The 17,869-nt window shown below is 45.1% G+C and carries 16 protein-coding genes; 10 read left to right on the forward strand and 6 right to left on the reverse strand.

Annotated features, from left to right (window positions below):
• Window positions 1-2 precede the first annotated feature (2 nt).
• Window positions 3-635 (reverse strand): GNAT family N-acetyltransferase, encoded by a 633-nt coding sequence (locus MHI51_RS12440; protein WP_076305210.1) that lies wholly within the window; start codon window positions 633-635, stop codon window positions 3-5.
• 159 nt (window positions 636-794) lie between these two features.
• On the opposite strand from MHI51_RS12440, the gene acsA reads away from it, so the two are divergent.
• The gene (acsA, locus tag MHI51_RS12445; protein ID WP_076129125.1) at window positions 795-2,519 is read left to right on the forward strand and encodes an acetate--CoA ligase; all 1,725 of its coding nucleotides are present in this window, start codon (window positions 795-797) and stop codon (window positions 2,517-2,519) included.
• A gap of 83 nt (window positions 2,520-2,602) precedes the next feature.
• Here acsA and MHI51_RS12450 read toward each other — a convergent pair whose 3' ends face one another.
• Window positions 2,603-5,518, reverse strand: coding sequence for a transglycosylase domain-containing protein (locus tag MHI51_RS12450; protein ID WP_076189866.1), 2,916 nt, complete (start codon window positions 5,516-5,518; stop codon window positions 2,603-2,605).
• Between the two features lie 244 nt (window positions 5,519-5,762).
• Window positions 5,763-6,362 (reverse strand): 30S ribosomal protein S4, encoded by a 600-nt coding sequence (gene rpsD, locus MHI51_RS12455; RefSeq protein ID WP_036686147.1) that lies wholly within the window; start codon window positions 6,360-6,362, stop codon window positions 5,763-5,765.
• 400 nt (window positions 6,363-6,762) lie between these two features.
• Between rpsD and MHI51_RS12460 the strand changes: the two genes are divergently transcribed.
• The 6 genes from MHI51_RS12460 (at window position 6,763) to MHI51_RS12485 (ending at window position 12,513) form a co-directional block, all read left to right on the forward strand.
• The gene (locus MHI51_RS12460; protein WP_405173913.1) at window positions 6,763-8,766 is read left to right on the forward strand and encodes a diguanylate cyclase; all 2,004 of its coding nucleotides are present in this window, start codon (window positions 6,763-6,765) and stop codon (window positions 8,764-8,766) included.
• Window positions 8,767-9,366: 600 nt separating this feature from the next.
• Entirely contained in the window at window positions 9,367-9,519 is a 153-nt protein-coding gene (locus MHI51_RS12465; RefSeq protein WP_179087520.1) for a hypothetical protein, read from the forward strand.
• A 104-nt stretch (window positions 9,520-9,623) separates the two neighbouring features.
• A complete protein-coding gene (locus MHI51_RS12470) occupies window positions 9,624-10,451 on the forward strand; it encodes a hypothetical protein (protein ID WP_076183368.1) in 828 nt (275 codons plus the stop codon).
• 95 nt (window positions 10,452-10,546) lie between these two features.
• Window positions 10,547-11,662, forward strand: coding sequence for an aminopeptidase (locus MHI51_RS12475; protein WP_036686152.1), 1,116 nt, complete (start codon window positions 10,547-10,549; stop codon window positions 11,660-11,662).
• 106 nt (window positions 11,663-11,768) lie between these two features.
• Entirely contained in the window at window positions 11,769-12,014 is a 246-nt protein-coding gene (locus MHI51_RS12480) for an HPr family phosphocarrier protein (RefSeq protein WP_036686154.1), read from the forward strand.
• 202 nt (window positions 12,015-12,216) lie between these two features.
• Window positions 12,217-12,513 carry a YlaN family protein gene (locus tag MHI51_RS12485; protein ID WP_036686156.1) on the forward strand — a complete coding sequence of 99 codons (297 nt, stop codon included), beginning with the start codon at window positions 12,217-12,219 and terminating at the stop codon, window positions 12,511-12,513.
• 87 nt (window positions 12,514-12,600) lie between these two features.
• Here the strand turns inward: MHI51_RS12485 and cax are convergent, their stop codons facing one another.
• Window positions 12,601-13,671, reverse strand: a complete 1,071-nt coding sequence (cax, locus tag MHI51_RS12490) for a calcium/proton exchanger (RefSeq protein WP_038570286.1) — start codon at window positions 13,669-13,671, stop codon at window positions 12,601-12,603.
• Window positions 13,672-13,825: 154 nt separating this feature from the next.
• Between cax and MHI51_RS12495 the strand changes: the two genes are divergently transcribed.
• Window positions 13,826-14,191: an Asp23/Gls24 family envelope stress response protein gene (locus MHI51_RS12495; RefSeq protein WP_019911482.1), complete on the forward strand. Its 366-nt coding sequence runs from the start codon at window positions 13,826-13,828 to the stop codon at window positions 14,189-14,191.
• 88 nt (window positions 14,192-14,279) lie between these two features.
• Here the strand turns inward: MHI51_RS12495 and ftsW are convergent, their stop codons facing one another.
• Together ftsW and MHI51_RS12505 are read right to left on the reverse strand one after the other, a co-directional pair.
• Window positions 14,280-15,521: a putative lipid II flippase FtsW gene (ftsW, locus tag MHI51_RS12500; RefSeq protein WP_081383230.1), complete on the reverse strand. Its 1,242-nt coding sequence runs from the start codon at window positions 15,519-15,521 to the stop codon at window positions 14,280-14,282.
• A complete protein-coding gene (locus MHI51_RS12505; protein WP_036686159.1) occupies window positions 15,518-15,865 on the reverse strand; it encodes a YugN family protein in 348 nt (115 codons plus the stop codon). Before MHI51_RS12505 ends, ftsW begins: the two co-directional genes overlap by 4 nt.
• A 239-nt stretch (window positions 15,866-16,104) precedes the next feature.
• On the opposite strand from MHI51_RS12505, the gene MHI51_RS12510 reads away from it, so the two are divergent.
• Window positions 16,105-17,286, forward strand: a complete 1,182-nt coding sequence (locus MHI51_RS12510) for a M20 family metallopeptidase (RefSeq protein WP_076301804.1) — start codon at window positions 16,105-16,107, stop codon at window positions 17,284-17,286.
• Window positions 17,287-17,349: 63 nt separating this feature from the next.
• Window positions 17,350-17,781, forward strand: a complete 432-nt coding sequence (locus MHI51_RS12515) for a CBS domain-containing protein (protein ID WP_076301805.1) — start codon at window positions 17,350-17,352, stop codon at window positions 17,779-17,781.
• The last annotated feature ends 88 nt before the right edge of the window (window positions 17,782-17,869 follow it).

Genomic DNA, 17,869 nt, shown 5'->3' on the forward strand with positions numbered 1-17,869 from the left:
GCTCAATACATGAAGCGTTGTCTAAAACGTACTCTGTCAAAGGTCTCCTGGGAGGACATGGGCACCTCTTGTCCAATGCGAACCATTAGGCAGTTAGCGGGATGTGAACAAATTTCCGGATCATCCGTAGCATACCAAACCATATTTACGGTCTTCATCAGCCGTTCCATCATCTGGCGATAGGCCCATACGTCCAGCCCACTGCCTTTTAAATCCCAGTGCCAGTAATACTCTGTTGTAAAAACAATACAATTCTCCAATTGCTCCCGCTCAAAAGCAGTAGAAACCAGCAGCCGGCCTAGTCCGGCCCCTCTATAATCATTACTCACCTCTATCGCTCCAAGCTCAATAAGATCCTCCATACCACCCTGTGACCATAACTCCATTTCATCTGGATAATGGAAGGTCACATAGCCTACTATAACGTCATTCTCTACTGCGGTAATTACACGGCCCTCTGGCAAGCTGGCGATCTCTACGAGCGCCTCTTGCTGCTCTAAGGGCCTGCGGAAAGCATCAAGGTCCTGATGCATATGCAGGACTTCAAGGTCCTCGGGAGATCGGGGTCCGCTCACAGTTATCGTTCTACCCATATAGCAGAGAGTATGGGAAATAGGGATTTTGCGATGCTCCATGACAGTGCTCCTTTCAGATCAAAAAAATGGTATGTAAACGCTTGCTATGGTATACTAATTCAGACATAAAAAATTCACATTCATTGCATTGACATCATTATTTAAAACATGAGTCTTACCCTTAAAGCTTAAATCAAACGAGTGAGGGAGGCAAGAGTGATGGGTCAAGTCCATAGCGAAATTTTGCCGGGTCGTGTGCAGAGCTCCAATATGTCTGATTATGCGGAGGCAGTAGCCAATTTTGAGTGGGAGGATGTTGAACGTAATTTCTCATGGTATGAAACCGGCAAGGTTAATATGGCCTATGAAGCCGTTGATCGCCATGTGGATGAAGGGCGGGGAGCGGCAACGGCCCTACTCTACAGTGACACTGTACGGGAAGAATCCTATACATTTGCCGATCTGCAGGAGCGGTCGAACCGGTTCGGAAATGTATTGCGTAAATATGGCATCGGTAAAGGAGATAGGGTATTTATTTTTATGCCTCGCCAACCGGAACTGTATTTCAGTCTGCTAGGTATTCTCAAAATCGGAGCCATAGCAGGACCCTTATTCGAAGCCTTTATGGAAACAGCGGTTAAGGATCGTTTGGAGGATAGTGGGGCTGTTGCGCTGGTAACTACGCCAGAATTGCTGCATCGGGTCAAGCGAGAAGAGCTTCCTGAGCTGCGTCATATTTTTCTAGTAGGTGGAGCAACTGATATTGAGCAAGGAAACTTAGGATTCGCAGAAGAGATGGCTAACGTTTCTGCTGATCTTAATTTAGAATGGCTTGATTTGGACGATGGCCTTATTATGCATTATACTTCTGGTTCTACAGGTAAGCCCAAAGGCGTTTATCATGTGCATAGAGCAATGATTCAACATTATTATACAGGTAGAGTAGTGCTAGATCTACGTCAAGACGATATATACTGGTGTACGGCAGATCCTGGCTGGGTGACCGGAACTTCATACGGCATATTTGCCCCTTGGTTAAACGGGGTGACCAATGTAGTCAGAGGCGGCCGCTTTAGTCCTCAGGATTGGTATAAGACAATCGAACGGAATAAGGTATCTGTATGGTACAGCGCACCTACAGCTTTTCGTATGTTGATGGGTGCAGGGGAGCACTCTTTACAGGGGATTGATTTAAGCAGTTTGCGCCATGTTCTATCGGTTGGTGAACCGTTAAATCCGGAAGTAGTACGTTGGGGAGATAAATTTTACAATCAGCGTATTCATGATACTTGGTGGATGACTGAAACAGGGGCACAATTGATTTGTAATTATCCGTCAATGGATATCAAACCAGGCTCGATGGGCCGTCCGTTACCGGGGATTGAAGCAGCGATTCTGGATGATCGTGGAAATGTTCTCCCGCCTTTTTCTATGGGGAATCTTGCGATAAAAACTCCATGGCCATCCATGATGAAAACGATCTGGAACAATCAGACGAAGTATGAGGAATATTTCCGGATTCCTGGCTGGTACATTTCTGGCGATTCAGCTTATATGGATGACGAAGGATACTTCTGGTTTCAGGGACGAATTGATGATGTTATCAACTCTTCTGGTGAGCGTATTGGTCCATTTGAAGTGGAGAGCAAATTAGTGGAGCATCCGGCAGTGGCAGAAGCGGGTGTAATCGGCAAACCGGATCTTGTGCGGGGGGAGATTATTAAGGCTTTTATCTCGCTTAGAGAAGGTTATACTCCAACTGCTGCCTTGAAAGAGGAGATCGCCGCTTTTGTCAAAGCGGGTCTGTCTGCACATGCTGCCCCGCGGGAAATCGAGTTTAAGGATAAACTTCCGAAGACACGATCAGGTAAAATTATGCGGCGTGTCCTGAAGGCATGGGAGCTGCATTTACCGACAGGAGATCTATCCACGATTGAGGATTAGAATGAATTGTAAAAAAACACCGTTCCCCGATGAATTCATGGGAACGGTGTTTTGCTGTGTAAAATTATTTAATGATCTTTGGGTTAACGTGTCCCTGCATTATTACCTGCTGTGGTATTATTACTGCCTCCAGTACTGTTACCTCCGCCGGCTGGTGTTTCCGTCGGTAGTAGCGGGAGAATGTTACCTGGATCCTCAATAACGTCTCCTGGTGTCGTCTCAGGCTCTGTAGGCGCCTCTGTACCAGGTTGTTGATCAGGTGTAGGAGTTGCTTCGGGTGTTGGTGTAATCCCTCCAGCAACGCTGCCAGAAGCCGTCTCATTACCTGCAACATCCACGGCGGTTACATAAAAGGTTGCATTAGCACTTGCAGGTGTACCCGGTGTGAATACCTTGTTCTCATCTGCCATGAGTATAGATTGCTTCTGGAAAGAACCTCCGTTTAATGAACGATATAAGCGGTATCCCACAACATCTGCCGAGCTGCTAGCGGAGAAGCTGATGACCGCTTTACCAGTGCTATAAGAGACGTTAACATTTCCGGGAGCAGCAGGGGAAGCCCCATCGTCCACACGTGGATCAACTTCTGTTGGGAAATCCGTCTTGGCATCGGCTGGCATATAATACTCCAGTGATTTATGATCCTTCATCTTAGGGAAGGCAGCCAGGAGTTCTTTGACTAGTTCCTGTATCGGCTTCTCGCGTTTAACGACGATTTTTTCCTTTAGGAACTCCTCTGGAGTGCCTTCCAACGGGATATAATTGACGCCTTTGTAAGTAATATACTTGGCTTTGGAAATCCCGTCGTCGCTCTCTTTTGGCACATATTTTGTATTAAATATATCCGTTGTGAATTTATCAGTCAGAGATGTTGGCAGTTTGCCGCTATATGCGGAAACTGTCTTTTTGATAATTCCCTCAGGTTGTGCAAATTTGTCTGTGACGAATAGTTCCGGCTGCTTATCAATGACAGCATTCAACACTTTTGCCCATAATGTTTGGGCTTGACGTTTTTGTGTATCTCCCGTAAGGGTGTTGATTTGCTCTTTGTAGCCGACCCACATTCCAAGTGTGACATCAGGAGTGTAGCCCATAAACCATACGTCTCCATAATTCTGGGTAGATCCAGTCTTACCGACAATCGGAATTTCTTTAGAGTGTTTATATTCTCTTTTTACGGTGCTGGCTGTACCCTCTGTAATTACAGTTCGCAGCATATCTGTCATTAGGTAAGCTGTTTGCTTAGAGAATACTTGCTCAGGATTAACCTTGTGCTGATAGATAATTTTGCCCTCTGAATTGACAATTTTCTCAATCATGTAGGCATCATTAAAGGCACCTTGGTTGCCGATAGCGGAATAGGCATTGGTTAACTCTTCTACGGATACTCCGTATTTGAGACCACCTATAACCCCAGTCTGCGCGCTGTAATCATCATCTGTGAGGGTGGTGATCCCCAGCTTTTTAGTAAAGGCCCAAGATTTCTCTATTCCGACCTTTTCATTAAACAGCTTAAGCGCAGGCAAGTTGAGCGATTTGTTAAGTGCGTAACGGGCAGTGACCAGACCTTGATAGCGATTATTGGCATTCTTAGGAATGTGGAATCCTTTTCCGCCGTCTTTTAGAATAATTGGCGCATCATCCACAATCCCGGCAGGCTGAATTAGCCCTGCATCTAAGGCTGGTAAATAAGCTGAAATTGGCTTCATGGTCGATCCGGGCTGACGGATCATTTGGGTAGCATAATTCATCTGCTCAATATTGAAGTCGCGACCCTCAATCATGCCGAGAATGGCTCCGCTTTTGTTGTCGATTAACATGCCAGCCGTTTGTTCCATACCTTTGGTTTTGCTGTCTTTAGTAAAATTATTGCTGTCTTCTGAGACACTATGCATTGCATTGTAAACTTTTTTATCAATGGTTGTGTAGACTCGATAACCGCCGGTCATGAGCTGCTGTCTTGCTTCCTCAAGTAACACGGCATTGTCAGTAGTGCTATTGGCATCCGTTGTGCCATTTTTCTCTTCATTCAATGATAGAAGGATCTCGGATGCTTTACGCTCAGTCTCCATCATCAGGTATGGATAGGTAGCATAGGCTTTTTTGGTGTGCGGCGCCAGAGAACTCTTGATATCAAATTGAAGGGCTTCATCATATTGAGAGGTAGTGATCTTATTCTCCTCAAGCATACGACGAAGTACAAGATGTTGACGGTCCATAGCTCTGTTGAAAGCTTTTTCGTTGAATTCACCTATGCCATTAAATGCAGAATAAGTGGAAGGGAGCTGCGGAAGACCAGCCAAATAAGCTGCTTGAGCCACGTTCAATTTGTCCAGATCGTCTAGACCGAATATCCCTTTGGCTGCTGCTTTAATTCCGAATACATTGTAGCCATTCGAGCCATTGCCGAAAGGAACCTTATTCAGATAAGCCGTTAATATTTCTTGTTTGGTCAAGAAGCGTTCCAATCTAAGAGAAAGTAGAATTTCTTTTACTTTGCGATCTTCTGTCCGATCCAGATTCAGGAATACACGTCTTGCGAGCTGCTGGGTGAGTGTACTGCCTCCGGTCTGAACGGATTCATTGAGAAGCTTTTGTTTGACGGCACGTAAGGTGCCTTTGAAATCCACGCCATTATGCTCATTAAAATTATTGTCCTCTATAGCGAGAACTGCATCGATAATAAGCTGGGGGATATCGTTGAATTCAATGAGCCTTCGGTCTTCTTCTGTCCGAAGCTGGCCGATCGGTGCGCCGTCTCGGAAATAAGCGAATCCGGTGATCGCATTTTGACTGACCTGCTGCTGAATCATTTCTTCGGAGCGAACAGGTTCATCCTTCACAATGGAAGCGACATAGCCTGCTACAGCACCACCGGCAAATAGAACGCCTATTATTCCAAGAATAAACATCCACTTAACTACAGAACCGAACCTGCTTAGGGCGGATCTGCGGGGTGAAGGCTTCTTAGCGTTTTTTTTCTTGTTCTCTTGAGCCATCGACGATAATTCCTCCTTTTAACGGAATTATTATAGCATAAATTGGCGTTTTTGAATGCGCTTCTACCTGATTCTCATGGTCTTAAGATTCGACTTTTGTGCAAAAATTATAAATAAAGTAATTTAGGGTATGATTTGCGGAAGCGTAACCTTCTACAAACGGCATGGAATTTAGGATATTGACATAACAAAAAGCCCCCGGATTAATCCGGAGGCTTTGGTCATACCTGCTAAAAGCGAGATATTAACGGTTGTAGAACTCGACGATTTGTTTCTCATCGATATCCTGGGAAAGCTCGGAACGTTCTGGCAAACGAATATATTTACCTTCGAAAGATCCTTCAGCATATTCCAGGTAAGCTGGAAGGTGGTTACGGTTAGCAAGAGCTTCTTTAATGGAAGCCATGCCTTGGCTCTTCTCGCGAAGACCGATAACGTCGCCCAAGCTTACACGGTAAGAAGCGATGTCGACTTTTTTGCCGTTTACAGTTACGTGTCCGTGGGATACCAACTGACGTGCTCCAGCACGGGAGTTAGCAAATCCAAGACGGTAAACTAGGTTGTCCAAGCGGCTTTCAAGCAAGAACATGAAGTTTTCGCCCGCAAGACCTGGAAGTTTTTGTGCTTTAGCGAAGAGAGTACGGAATTGTTTCTCTCCCAAGCCGTACATGTGACGCAGTTTTTGTTTTTCCAAAAGCTGCATTCCGTAGTTACTTACTTTTCTGCGTTGGTTAGCGCCGTGTTGTCCTGGTGGGAAAGGGCGTTTCAGGTCTTTGCCTGTACCGCTAAGGGAAATGCCCAGACGGCGGCTGAGTTTGAATTTAGGTCCGGTGTAACGTGCCATGTTATAGTAGACTCCTTTATATTTGAAATTTCAGGTTAGGGCTCTATTTGCGCCGCATTTCGTATCCGTGATTAGCATTATTGGCTTCCACACTACCAGGGAAGTTCAGCCGCTGCCCTGGCAGTAACGAAATGCGTGAGGGTGACACAACGTTACGCCCAAGTAAGACTTGTTACAGTCTTGTTCAACAATAAATATTATATGAAAGTAGTATATAAAGTCAAGCGCATATTAAAAGAGTTTTTGTCATTCTTTGTCGTTAGTTCTTTGGTCCTAAAAAAAATCCCGGAAATAAGGAAAATATAATGCAATACACAAAGAAAGAGAGTAAAATATAGTTAATTAGATGTTAATTGGGAAGGTTTTTTTTCTTAAATGAGAAGCAAAGGGGATCTTCGTTATGTCAGAACAGAAAGCATACGCTTCTCAAGACAGTCGTATGCTGATACAGGACAAATTGCACACTAGTAGAGATTCCGAAGATCCCACCGCCTGGCTTAGGGAAACGGAAATAGTGTCCCATGACTTCCCATATTTGGCCAATCTGATTGCAGACAGCTTCGAGGAATGGATCGATGGGCTAGAGGCTCTACCATTCGCTAAATCATGGGATTGGTGTGTGCTGAATTTTGAAGGCAGATATTTTGCTAATATTGCCGATCAGCAAGAACGATGGAGGCACCAATGGGAGCAAGCGGCTGCAGCTAGTTTACTTTCTGGCGCAACCTCATCTGTTCAACTTATGGTGCAGGGTCAGGATATGAGCTTTTTTACTATACCGCTCATCACTCGCGTTGACAAAGAAATTTTTGCCTTCCTGGGCTGTGCTATGCCGACACAACAATATTTAATGGGTGGACGAGATACTGCTGAGGCTATATCTTTGCAGTACCGGACCATATTCTATCATAAGTTTGAACATATTTTTGTAACTGATCTTGCGAGTGTTCATCAACATGCAGAACGTGAGAGCAATCGCCGCTCCTTGTTATTTCAGATCGTTCAGCGGATGCATGACAATATTGATGTGAACGCTGTGCTTACGGAGGTTATAGATAGCATTTCTGCAATGTACCCTGGTGCCAGGCTTGAGCTGTTTATGTCGCAAGATCACCGCAGCACTCATCCGCAGGTCAAACCTTTACCGTTTCAGATGTCCAGTGATGATGTCTGCGCTAGAGCATTTAAAGACGGCCGTGTTGCTCTGAACACCAATACTGAAGATCAACACATTGTAGAAATTGGTCTTCCGCTAGGCGGGAAGCAAGGGGTTTATGGCGTATTCCACATGGTGATGGATAACTCGATCTTTATGGATGTAGATTTACGGTTTCTCTCGATGGTGGCGGATACCGCAGGTACTGCCTTTGAGAATGCCAAGCTGTATGAACGCTCCAATCAGCTCATTCGTGAGCTGCGTATGAGTAACGAACTTACACAACGGCTGAATCAGAGCTTGCGTTTAGGGGATATTTTTCAATTTGCGTTTGAAGAGCTGTTGGAGATGTTTGGTGCAGACTACTGCTGTATTTTACATATGAACGAAGAAAAGGGCGGGCTAGAGGTTATTGCTTGCAATCATTCCTCCTTGCAAAATGAAATTTTAGAAGTAGGACAAGGTTTAGGCGGGAAGGTCTATACTACTGGGGAATCATTAATCATGTCTAACTACATAGATAATCCTAATACTACTTCTCGTTTAATGAATGCTACCGGGTCGCAGTCGCTGATTGCCACACCTTTAAGTGTAGGTGGTGAAGTGCGTGGTGCTATCATGTTGGCGCATCGCGATGCCCATTATTTCTCTTATGACAATTACAGATTGCTTCAAGCGATGGCGGGACACATTGGACTAGCTGTAGGGAACGCAAGGCTGCATGCCGAAGTTAGACGTTTAGCGAACAGAGATAGCCTAACTGGACTTTATGCTCGTCATTATCTGGACGAAGAAATAAAGGAACGGCAGTCTAAAGATTTTTGCGGTTGCTTAATTGTTGTGGATATCGATCAGTTCAAGATGGTGAATGATACCTATGGTCATCAAAAGGGCGACAAGATCTTAAAAGAGGTCAGTGAAATTGTGAAGTCCTCCATCCGTCAAGGGGATATTGCTGCGAGGTGGGGTGGAGAAGAACTGTCGGTCTATTTACCATTAATGGGAGTAGAACAGGCAGTAAATGTGGCTGAACGTATTCGTAAGCGAGTGATGAATGAGACCGAACCTAATGTAACAGTGTCCTGCGGTATAGCGGAATGGAGCTGGATGGACGAACGTGTAAGCGTCGAATCCCTGTTCTATCGAGCGGATATGGCACTGTATAAAGCTAAGAACAATGGGCGTAACCAGGTGATCGTTGACACTAAAGAGAATGGCAGCGGTGTGAAGGGATTGCCTCATAAGTAAAAGAGATAGCAGAGCAGCGGTTCTCCCGTTATTGGAGAGTCGCTGCTTTTTGTTTTGGCAGATGGCTGGCGCTTCGACTGGTGTATTCATCATGCTGCGAGGCTTACGGACTCAGATGACGCTATTGGCGTGTATTTTGCCTTTGGGGCATGTTTTCGGACTCCAGAGACGCTATTGCTTGGAAAAAGACTCATTTTGTGCGTTTTTAAGGTCAATAGCTGCGCTGGAGTCCGTTGGTATGGGAAATATCGGGAAATGCTGCGTTAAGGGTCAGCTGTGTCCGATAGAGATAACGGCGTGGCGACTGCAACGGTCATATTCGCGCATTAGCATTTGAACAGCGGTTCTCCCGTAATAAGGAGTTGCTGGTCATTGTTTTGTTAGTTGGCTCGCTGCTTCGACTGGTGTATTCATCATGCTGCGAGGCCTTCGGACTCAGATGACGCTATTGGCGTGTATTTTGCCTTTGGGGCATGTTTTCGGACACCAGAGACGCTATTGTTTAGTAAGAGGGGCATATCGGGCGCATTTCGGGTCAATAGCTGCGCTGGTGTCCGTTGGTATGGGAAATATCGCAAAATACTGTAATTAAGGTCAGCTGTGTCCGAAAGCTTCAACGGTGTGGCGACTGGCAGCGGTAACTTCGTGAGTCTGAAGGTGGTATGTACTGACATTCAGAAGCAAGCGACGAACGCGCATAAGTTAGAGCAATGTATGGAAACCGATTACAGCAACGTATTTGCATCTGTATAAGGCGCGCAGGAAGGGAGAACCCTATAGTGGGCTGTAAAGTAAAATACTCCAAGAAAGGCCTGATGACCGTGAGAAAGTCATTATTACTGAAGGGGTTAGTTCTTATGATTTTTACCTTGTCCTGCGTGTTCAACAGCGGTTGCAGCGTTATTAGAGACAAACCAGCCAAGGAAGATCTAAGTTTGGTGTTAGCGGGTATAACGGGCAGCGATGGGGTTACTTTTAAAGGGTCAACCATGCTTACAAAAGGTGGAAAGACCGTTCCGGAATCCATGATATTTTACGAAGGCACAGTACAGGACCATAAGAAGGTCAATCTGTATACACTGCTTCCTGATAAATCCTCAGCCACAAAAAAATCAGCAAATAGCGCTAAAGATTTAAAAAGCAGCATCACTTCTATGAAAGCTTTCCATAGTCAGCTAGAGAAAAAAGAGGGGGAATGGGTAGCGTTGACCACTGAAGGTTCCTCTGAGGACGGAAATCCGCTTGCTTTGCTTAATCCGTTGAAACAGCTGGAGGAGCTGCAATCCATGGAGGCTAATGTGACTGAAGATGCGGGTGCAGGCAGAGGGACAAATGTGCTGCGGATCGAGCTGACGCCTGCTGAGGCCAGAAAGCAGCTGACTGCTGAATTGGAAAAAGAGATGCAAGACCTTCGACCTGAAACACCAGATTCTGCTGGAAAAATAATAAAGAACGACCAGGCGGTTACGCAAGCTTTGGTGGAGCTATGGGAGAAGAAAAATAATGAATTACAGCAAAAGCTGAAACAAGCTAATGTTGAGACTGTCTACCATTTAACCGTTGATACAAAACATAATCTGCCGAGAAAGCTCACCTTAAATCGTAAGGTTACCTATTCGGAAGCGGGGAATGAATCTGATAATGAAACTTATGTATCACAGGTGAATTTTTCAGGCTTTCGTTGATTTTCACATTATTCCACAGGTCTTGCGCTCCATACAGGGCGTGCTACAATAGAAAAGCTTGCTTATTTTTTAGACAGAGGAAGGAAGAATACACAATGAAAGATCCCAGAATTCAAAAGCTGGCAGCTAACCTAGTCGGTTATTCCGTAAATGTCCAGCCAGGCGAGAACGTGCTCGTCGAAATGATTGGCAATGAAAGAGATTTAATCAAAGCTGTTGTAGAGGAAATCGGCAAGGCCGGCGGTCATGCTTTTGTACAATTAACAGATCGTACAGTCCTGCGCAGCATGCTTAAATACGCAACTCGTGAGAGTCTTCAGACATGGGCTGAAATTGACTTGAACCGGATGAAGCAAATGGATTGTTATATCGGGATTCGTGCAGGTGAGAATGTGAACGATCTGTCCGATGTTCCTGAAGAAAATATGAAATTGTATAACTCGCTGTACTCTCATCCAGTGCATAGCGAACAACGTGTGAAGCATACGAAGTGGGTAGTACTGCGTTATCCGAATGCGAGCATGGCTCAGCTTGCGAATATTAGCACTGAAGCGTTTGAGGACTTTTATTTCGAAGTGTGTAATTTGGATTACGCCAAGATGGACAAGGCTCAGGATGCTTTAGCTGATCTCATGCGCAGAACGGATAAGGTACATATTTTGAGTGCTGGAACAGATCTTAAGTTCTCGATTAAAGGAATCGGTGCAGAGAAATGCTCCGGGCAAAAAAATATTCCGGATGGCGAGGTTTACAGCGCCCCAGTTCGCGATTCTGTAAATGGAACGATCAGCTATAATGCACCGTCAGTATATAATGGAGTGACCTTTGAAAATATCAAATTCAAATTCGAGAACGGAAAAATTGTTGAAGCCACCAGCAATGACTCCGCTCGTTTGAACGAAATTTTGAATTCAGATGACGGCGCGCGTCATATTGGCGAATTCGCTATTGGTTTTAACCCTTACATTCTTCACCCGATGAATGATATTCTTTTTGACGAAAAAATCGCAGGCAGCCTGCACTTTACGCCAGGACAAGCATATGATGTTACAGATAACGGAAACCGCTCCTCCATTCACTGGGATCTTGTGTTGATCCAACGTCCAGATTATGGAGGCGGAGAAATTTATTTTGACGATGTATTGATTCGTAAGGATGGAATTTTTGTGTTGCCGGAACTCGAAGGTCTGAATCCTGAAAACTTGAAATAAAATGTAATAACAAGAAAACTCCTTGCACAAGTAAGCGGATTCAATGTATCATAAGAAATGATAACAAAAGACTAAAGTTTTATAATCAAGTTGCGGAGGGATTTCTATGTCCAGTAACAATGCGGCAATTGTCGATATTGCCCAAACGGCAGGCCAGTTCAACTCTTCAATCGTTCTTCAAGCGGACAACAAGTACATTGATGTTAAAAGTATCCTTGGTTTGTTCACTACTTTGGTATCCAGCCAAAGCTATGAGCTTCATGTTCATGGGGCAGATGCTGAAGAAGCTAAGAAGGCAATGACTGAAGTGTTTGCAAAACACGGTTTGAAATTCACAGTTGTTGCTGAGTAATAGTCGTGCTAAAAACGTCCTACCGGTTTTCGGTGGGGCGTTTTTTCTAGAAGTAGATATGAAACTTGATAGGATAACGCAGCAGGTTCTTTTAAATATATGGTTAGTATAAACTGAATTGTTGTATTGATACCGGATTTCGTCTAATATTAAGTAAAATAGTAAAAGCAGCTTAACTTTTGGACATGGGGGGGATAGAGGCATGACTTCATCGGAATTACAGGAACAGTATAATCTTAAAGCAATCAATCTTCTACAAGAAGATGCCGATAAAATTCAGCAACTTATAGAAGTGCAGATGGAGAATCTGGCAACACGCTACTGCCCTCTCTATGAGGAAGTGCTGGATACCCAGATGTACGGTTTCTCCAGAGAAGTGGATTTTGCGGTTAGAGCAGGTTTGGTCCCAGAAATTACTGGTAAAATGGTACTAAGTAAGCTGGAGCGTAACTTAGCAGTACTCTACGAGGCTTTGAACAACAAAGCGAAGGAAGAATAAATATCGGTTTCTTAAGTATTTATAGAAGCGCACATGAGGACGAATCGCTCATGTGCGCTTTTTGTTGTGTACAATGGTTAATAATGATTATACGAGATAGAAGGAGACTCCTAAAATCAGGTAGACCGTTAATAACAAGAGACCCTCATACCAGTTAGTCGAGCCGTCCTGAGTAATTGATTTGGCAATAAAGACAGCTACACCGATGGCGACAATTTCGATGGTCGTAAATACAATGTCCATTGTATCACCCATGAAATAACTGGCGAAGATTAGGACAGGCGCTACGAACAGGGCGATTTGCAGACTGCTTCCAACCGCAATTTCTACTGCTGCACCGATTTTGTTCTTCATGGCCAGCATAATAGCTGCACTATGCTCTGCGGCATTACCGATGATGGCTACGAGGAACGCACCTACAAACAGCTCGCTGAATCCGAAACGTTCTGTTAAAGTCTCTAACGTTCCTACCAGCCACTCACTCACGAAGGCGACCATTACAGTGGCAAGCACGAGATAAAGGATGGATTTGTTTCTGGACCAAGCAGGGGCATGTTCATGAGCTAATTCTTCTTTACCCTCTTCTGTAACGTCCTCTAGATGTTTCTTATGCGTGATCATGGAGAAGATTAGCCAAGCTATGTACGAAGCGATGAGCAGCCCGGCAACGATTAAACTGAGCACATCTGTATCCTTCTCCGTAATAGAGTGGGTGGTAAAGAACATAGCGGGAACAAATAAGGCAATGACGGCAACGATCATCAGGGAGCCATTCATTCCGGCAAGGGTTACGTTGAAGTTCTGAACTTTGAACTTCATCCCGCCGGCGAAAATACTCAATCCTAGAACAAGCAACAGGTTGCCGATAATAGAGCCGGTAAGACTGGCTTTGACCATGTCGAACAATCCTTCCTTGACCAGGAAGAAGGCAATGATTAGCTCAGCAGCATTGCCGAAGGTGGCGTTAAGGAAGCCGCCCAGTCGCTGTCCGGCATAATGAGCTACACTTTCAGTAGCCCGGCCGAGAAATCCGGCCACAAACACCACAGCGATTGCTGAGAGAATGAACTGCAGGGTATGATCCCAATCGGCATAATGGCCGATCGCACTAAGGATAAAGGTGATACCCATCAGTGATGGTGAAATCCATTTTTTCAATGTAAAGGACACTCCTATCTATGTATTTAGATTGAATTCATAATCAATATACCCAAATTGTTCCTAGGTGTAAACGAGAAAGCGATAAAGTGATTTGCTTTTTAGCCTGTTTTGGAATTACAATAATTGATAATGAGTGTAGGGGGGATATGGCATGGCAGAACAACTTCAACTGGAAATGGGAAATATACGAATTTCAAATGACGTCGTCTCAAAAATTGCCGGTTTGGCTGCCTTGGAGACTCCGGGAATTGCAGCCATGTCTGGTGGCCTGTCAGAAGGCTGGGCGAAACGTCTAAGCGGTAAGAACGTTCAGAAGGGCGTTACCGTTGAAGTAGGACAGCTGGAAGCAGCAGTAGATCTACGAATTATCGTTCTCTATGAAACACCGATCCACGAAGTGTGCCGGATGCTTCAGCAGAACGTACGTGAAGCTGTGGAGAGCATGACTGGACTTCATATTGTTGAGGTAAATGTCAAAGTTGAAGGCGTAGCTTTCAAGAATGATGAAATCTCTTAAAAAATTTGAACACAAAAAAGCAGTCCAAGGTTAATTCCCTGGGCTGCTTTTTTATGTGTAAATTCCCTAACCTCCGGCTTTATAAAGCTTACCGGGAACGAACCTGTCTAACCGTTGTTACAGATTTCGTTACTTCCTCTTTGGCAGGAAGGTTGGTTTCTCTTGAGATGCTTAGCATAATTCCCATGCACAGCATGCTGACAAGGAGTGAAGAGCCCCCGTAGCTGATAAACGGCAAGGTAACGCCGGTAAGAGGGATTGTATTGGTTACACCGCCGATATTGACAAAGGCTTGAATGGCTATGAGGCCCATAATCCCAATTCCGACGAGCGTACCAAAGGGATCCTTACACCTTAAAGCGATTAGAATACCTCGCCAGATAAAATACAGATATAACATCAAAAATATGGAGGTCCCAAGAAAGCCGAACTCTTCACCAATTACGGGGAAGATAAAGTCCGTATAAGGGTATTTTAGATAGTCCAGCTTTTGAATGCTTTTGCCGAAGCCGGAACCACTTACTCCACCTTGGCCAAGAGCGGTTAAGGATTGAATAATGTTATAACCATCACCCTCAGCAACCTGATAAGGATCTAAAAAGGCAACGATACGACCTTTTCTATAATCCTGAGTGTCAGTGGCTTTATCGGATGGAGATAAGGAATCAATCGCTGCTTTGGCGCCTACAACTAGTCCTACACCCAGCACTAGCAGTGCTATAGAGCCCAGAATATGCTTCATGCTGGCACCGCCGGCATAAATAACAAGTCCGCTGGTAGCTACGAGAATGAGGCAAGAACCTAAATCCGGCTGCATCATTATAAGTCCGGCAACAATACCCACGATGACCATTACAGGGATATATCCTGTACGGAAATCTCTAAACCGTTCACCTTTTTTGGTGATGAGTGCTGAGATATACAGGATAATCGATATTTTGGCTAATTCGGTGGGTTGAATTCCAAGTTTTCCGATACTAAGCCAGCTCTTGGCACCATTAATTTTTTCAGAGAAGGCTACCACGAGCAGAAGTATAACGGTGATGATAAAAATAGGTACATACCACTTCTTAAACTTACTGTAGTGAATGTTCATAGCTATAAACATAACAACGGTTCCGAGTACGATCCAGATCACTTGGCGTTTAATGAAATATAGAGGGTCATTACCGAACTTCGGGCTTGCTAAGGTTAAGCTTGAGCTAGCACTGAAGACCATGACTAGACCGAAACCCACAAGTAGTAGTGTTAAGATAAGTAGTTGGAAATCGGGTGTTCCTCTTTTGGGCAGGCTGACATTTTGTTTCGTCGTTCCCTTTCTGTTACTCAAGCCTCTAACAGCTGCTTTAATTCAAGAATCCGCTTAGCAGCAGTGTCCAATACTGGTTTTGGCACCGGAGATTCATATTCCAGGCCATGAGGGAAGGTTGCTTTTCCTAAGTATACGGCTTCAATTGCAAGTACGGCATCAGACTTCTCTAGCTTTCCCTCGACAGCGCGAGTGTTAATGCGTAGGAAGTATTCGCCACCATCCTGTGGGTCTTCAATTTTGCAGTCGTAAGTGGCACGATAGTATTCCCATTGCCAGCGGATGAAGCCAGCTTTTGTGGCACTCTCGTCCAGATAGAGAAGATCACTCTTCAATCCTACGAGGCCCGTGTTCTCAAAAATCATAGCACGCATATCCCCCTTATGAAGTATAATGATGAATTTCTGATCCGATTGCTGATGTTCTACCTCATGATAGTATGTTTCTAAAGGTTGTGCAAGAGTAGGCAGTGCCTAACAATACCCAGTTTTTTGCGTTTCTGCTACAATAAAAGAATTATAGTCGTTCGCGGCTGGAACAAAGTGAACAGGACTGCTATCGCTTGCTATGGATGCGGGTTTATCGAGAAGGGGATGGAGAACTTATGAAGAGCTTAGCGGTTGATTCGCTCATGCCGGAGATCGTAGAATGGAGACGCCATTTGCATCGTCATCCGGAGTTGTCTTTTCATGAAAAGGAAACGTCAGCATTTATAGCAGATAAGTTAGCCAAATTCGGAATTGAAGTCAGAAGAAGCGGGACAGGGTATGGTGTGCTTGGCATACTACGGGGAAAGCGGCCGGGGAAAACCGTTGTTCTTCGCGCGGATATGGACGCCCTACCTATTAAAGAGGAGAACAAGAAGGATTACGTTTCGCAAAATGAAGGGGTAATGCATGCCTGTGGACATGATGGCCACACTTCCATACTGCTCGGTGTAGCCTCTTACTACAGCAGCCGGCTTGAGGAGCTGGAAGGCGAGCTGCGTTTTCTTTTTCAGCCCGCAGAGGAAGTATGCCCAGGAGGGGCGCAGGGAATGATTGCCGAAGGCATGTTAGAAGGAGCGGATGCGGTGTATGGTCTGCATCTGTGGACTCCATTGCCTATGGGAACTGTAGGGAGTGCTCCGGGACCGTTGATGGCGTCTGCGGACGAGTTTTTTATAGATATCATTGGCAAAGGCGGACATGGCGGCATGCCGAACCGTACCATTGATAGCATCGTGGCGGGAGCGGCGCTGGTGACCCAGCTGCAGAGCATTGTAAGCCGCTCTGTGAACCCGCTGGAGCCCGCTGTACTCAGTGTCGGAACCATTCAAGGGGGATTCGCCCAAAATGTCATTGCCGAGCAATGCCGGATCACAGGGACAGTGCGGGCATTCGACGAGGAGACACGGCATTTGATACGCCAGCGAATCGAAGAAATGACCGTTTCTATTGCCAGCGCTTACGGGGCAGAAGCTAAGATAGATTACGTTATGGGATATCCTCCCCTCGTAAATCACGATGGTGAAGTGCAGCGGTTTTTCGAGGTGGCTCCAGCGGCTTTAGGAGAATCTGTTGAAGTGATTCGGATGGAAAAGCTGATGCCAGCTGAGGATTTTGCCTATTATGTTAAGGAGATTCCAGGCTGCTTTATGTTTGTGGGTGCCGGAAATCCGGATAAAGAGGCTGACTATCCACATCATCATAGCAAATTTGATTTTGACGAAGATGCCATGCTGCACGGAATGAAGCTGCTCATTGCTATGGCGAATTCCTGTATGCGTGAGAACACAATCGTATAATTTCGTTTCATAGAGGAGAACCTATTCCCATAACATGGAGACCATGATTAGGAGGGTTCATTCTTGAAGACAGTGAAAGAGGTTATGACGAAGGAGCCTGCAACGGTTACGCTGCAAGATAATGTGTATGAAGTTGCCGTGAAAATGCGAGATTATGACACTGGATTTATACCTGTTGTTGATAATGAAGAACATAAGACACTGCTCGGCGTAATTACTGACCGCGATCTCGTGATTAGAGGTTATGCAGCTAAACATCCTGGTTCAACCTCAGTGGAAACTGTAATGAGTAAAGAGATTCAGACCGTCTCGGAGAATACTTCAGTAGATGAGGCTGCAGAGGTAATGGCTGGCTGGCAAATTCGCAGGCTGGCGGTGACACGTGACCAGAAGCTGGTGGGCGTTGTGTCGATTGGAGATCTGGCTGTGAGCGACATTTTTGCGGATGAAGCTGGTGAAGCCCTCCATGATATTTCGCAGCAGCACTTACATTAAATAGTCAGATAGGGAAGCTCATGACCGTTATGCGGGGATGGGCTTTTTCCTGTTATATGAAAATAAACAAAATTACATAGCGCAAGCT

Source organism: Paenibacillus sp. FSL H8-0260, from assembly GCF_045040625.1.
Classification (GTDB): Bacteria; Bacillota; Bacilli; order Paenibacillales; family Paenibacillaceae; genus Paenibacillus_AQ; species Paenibacillus_AQ odorifer.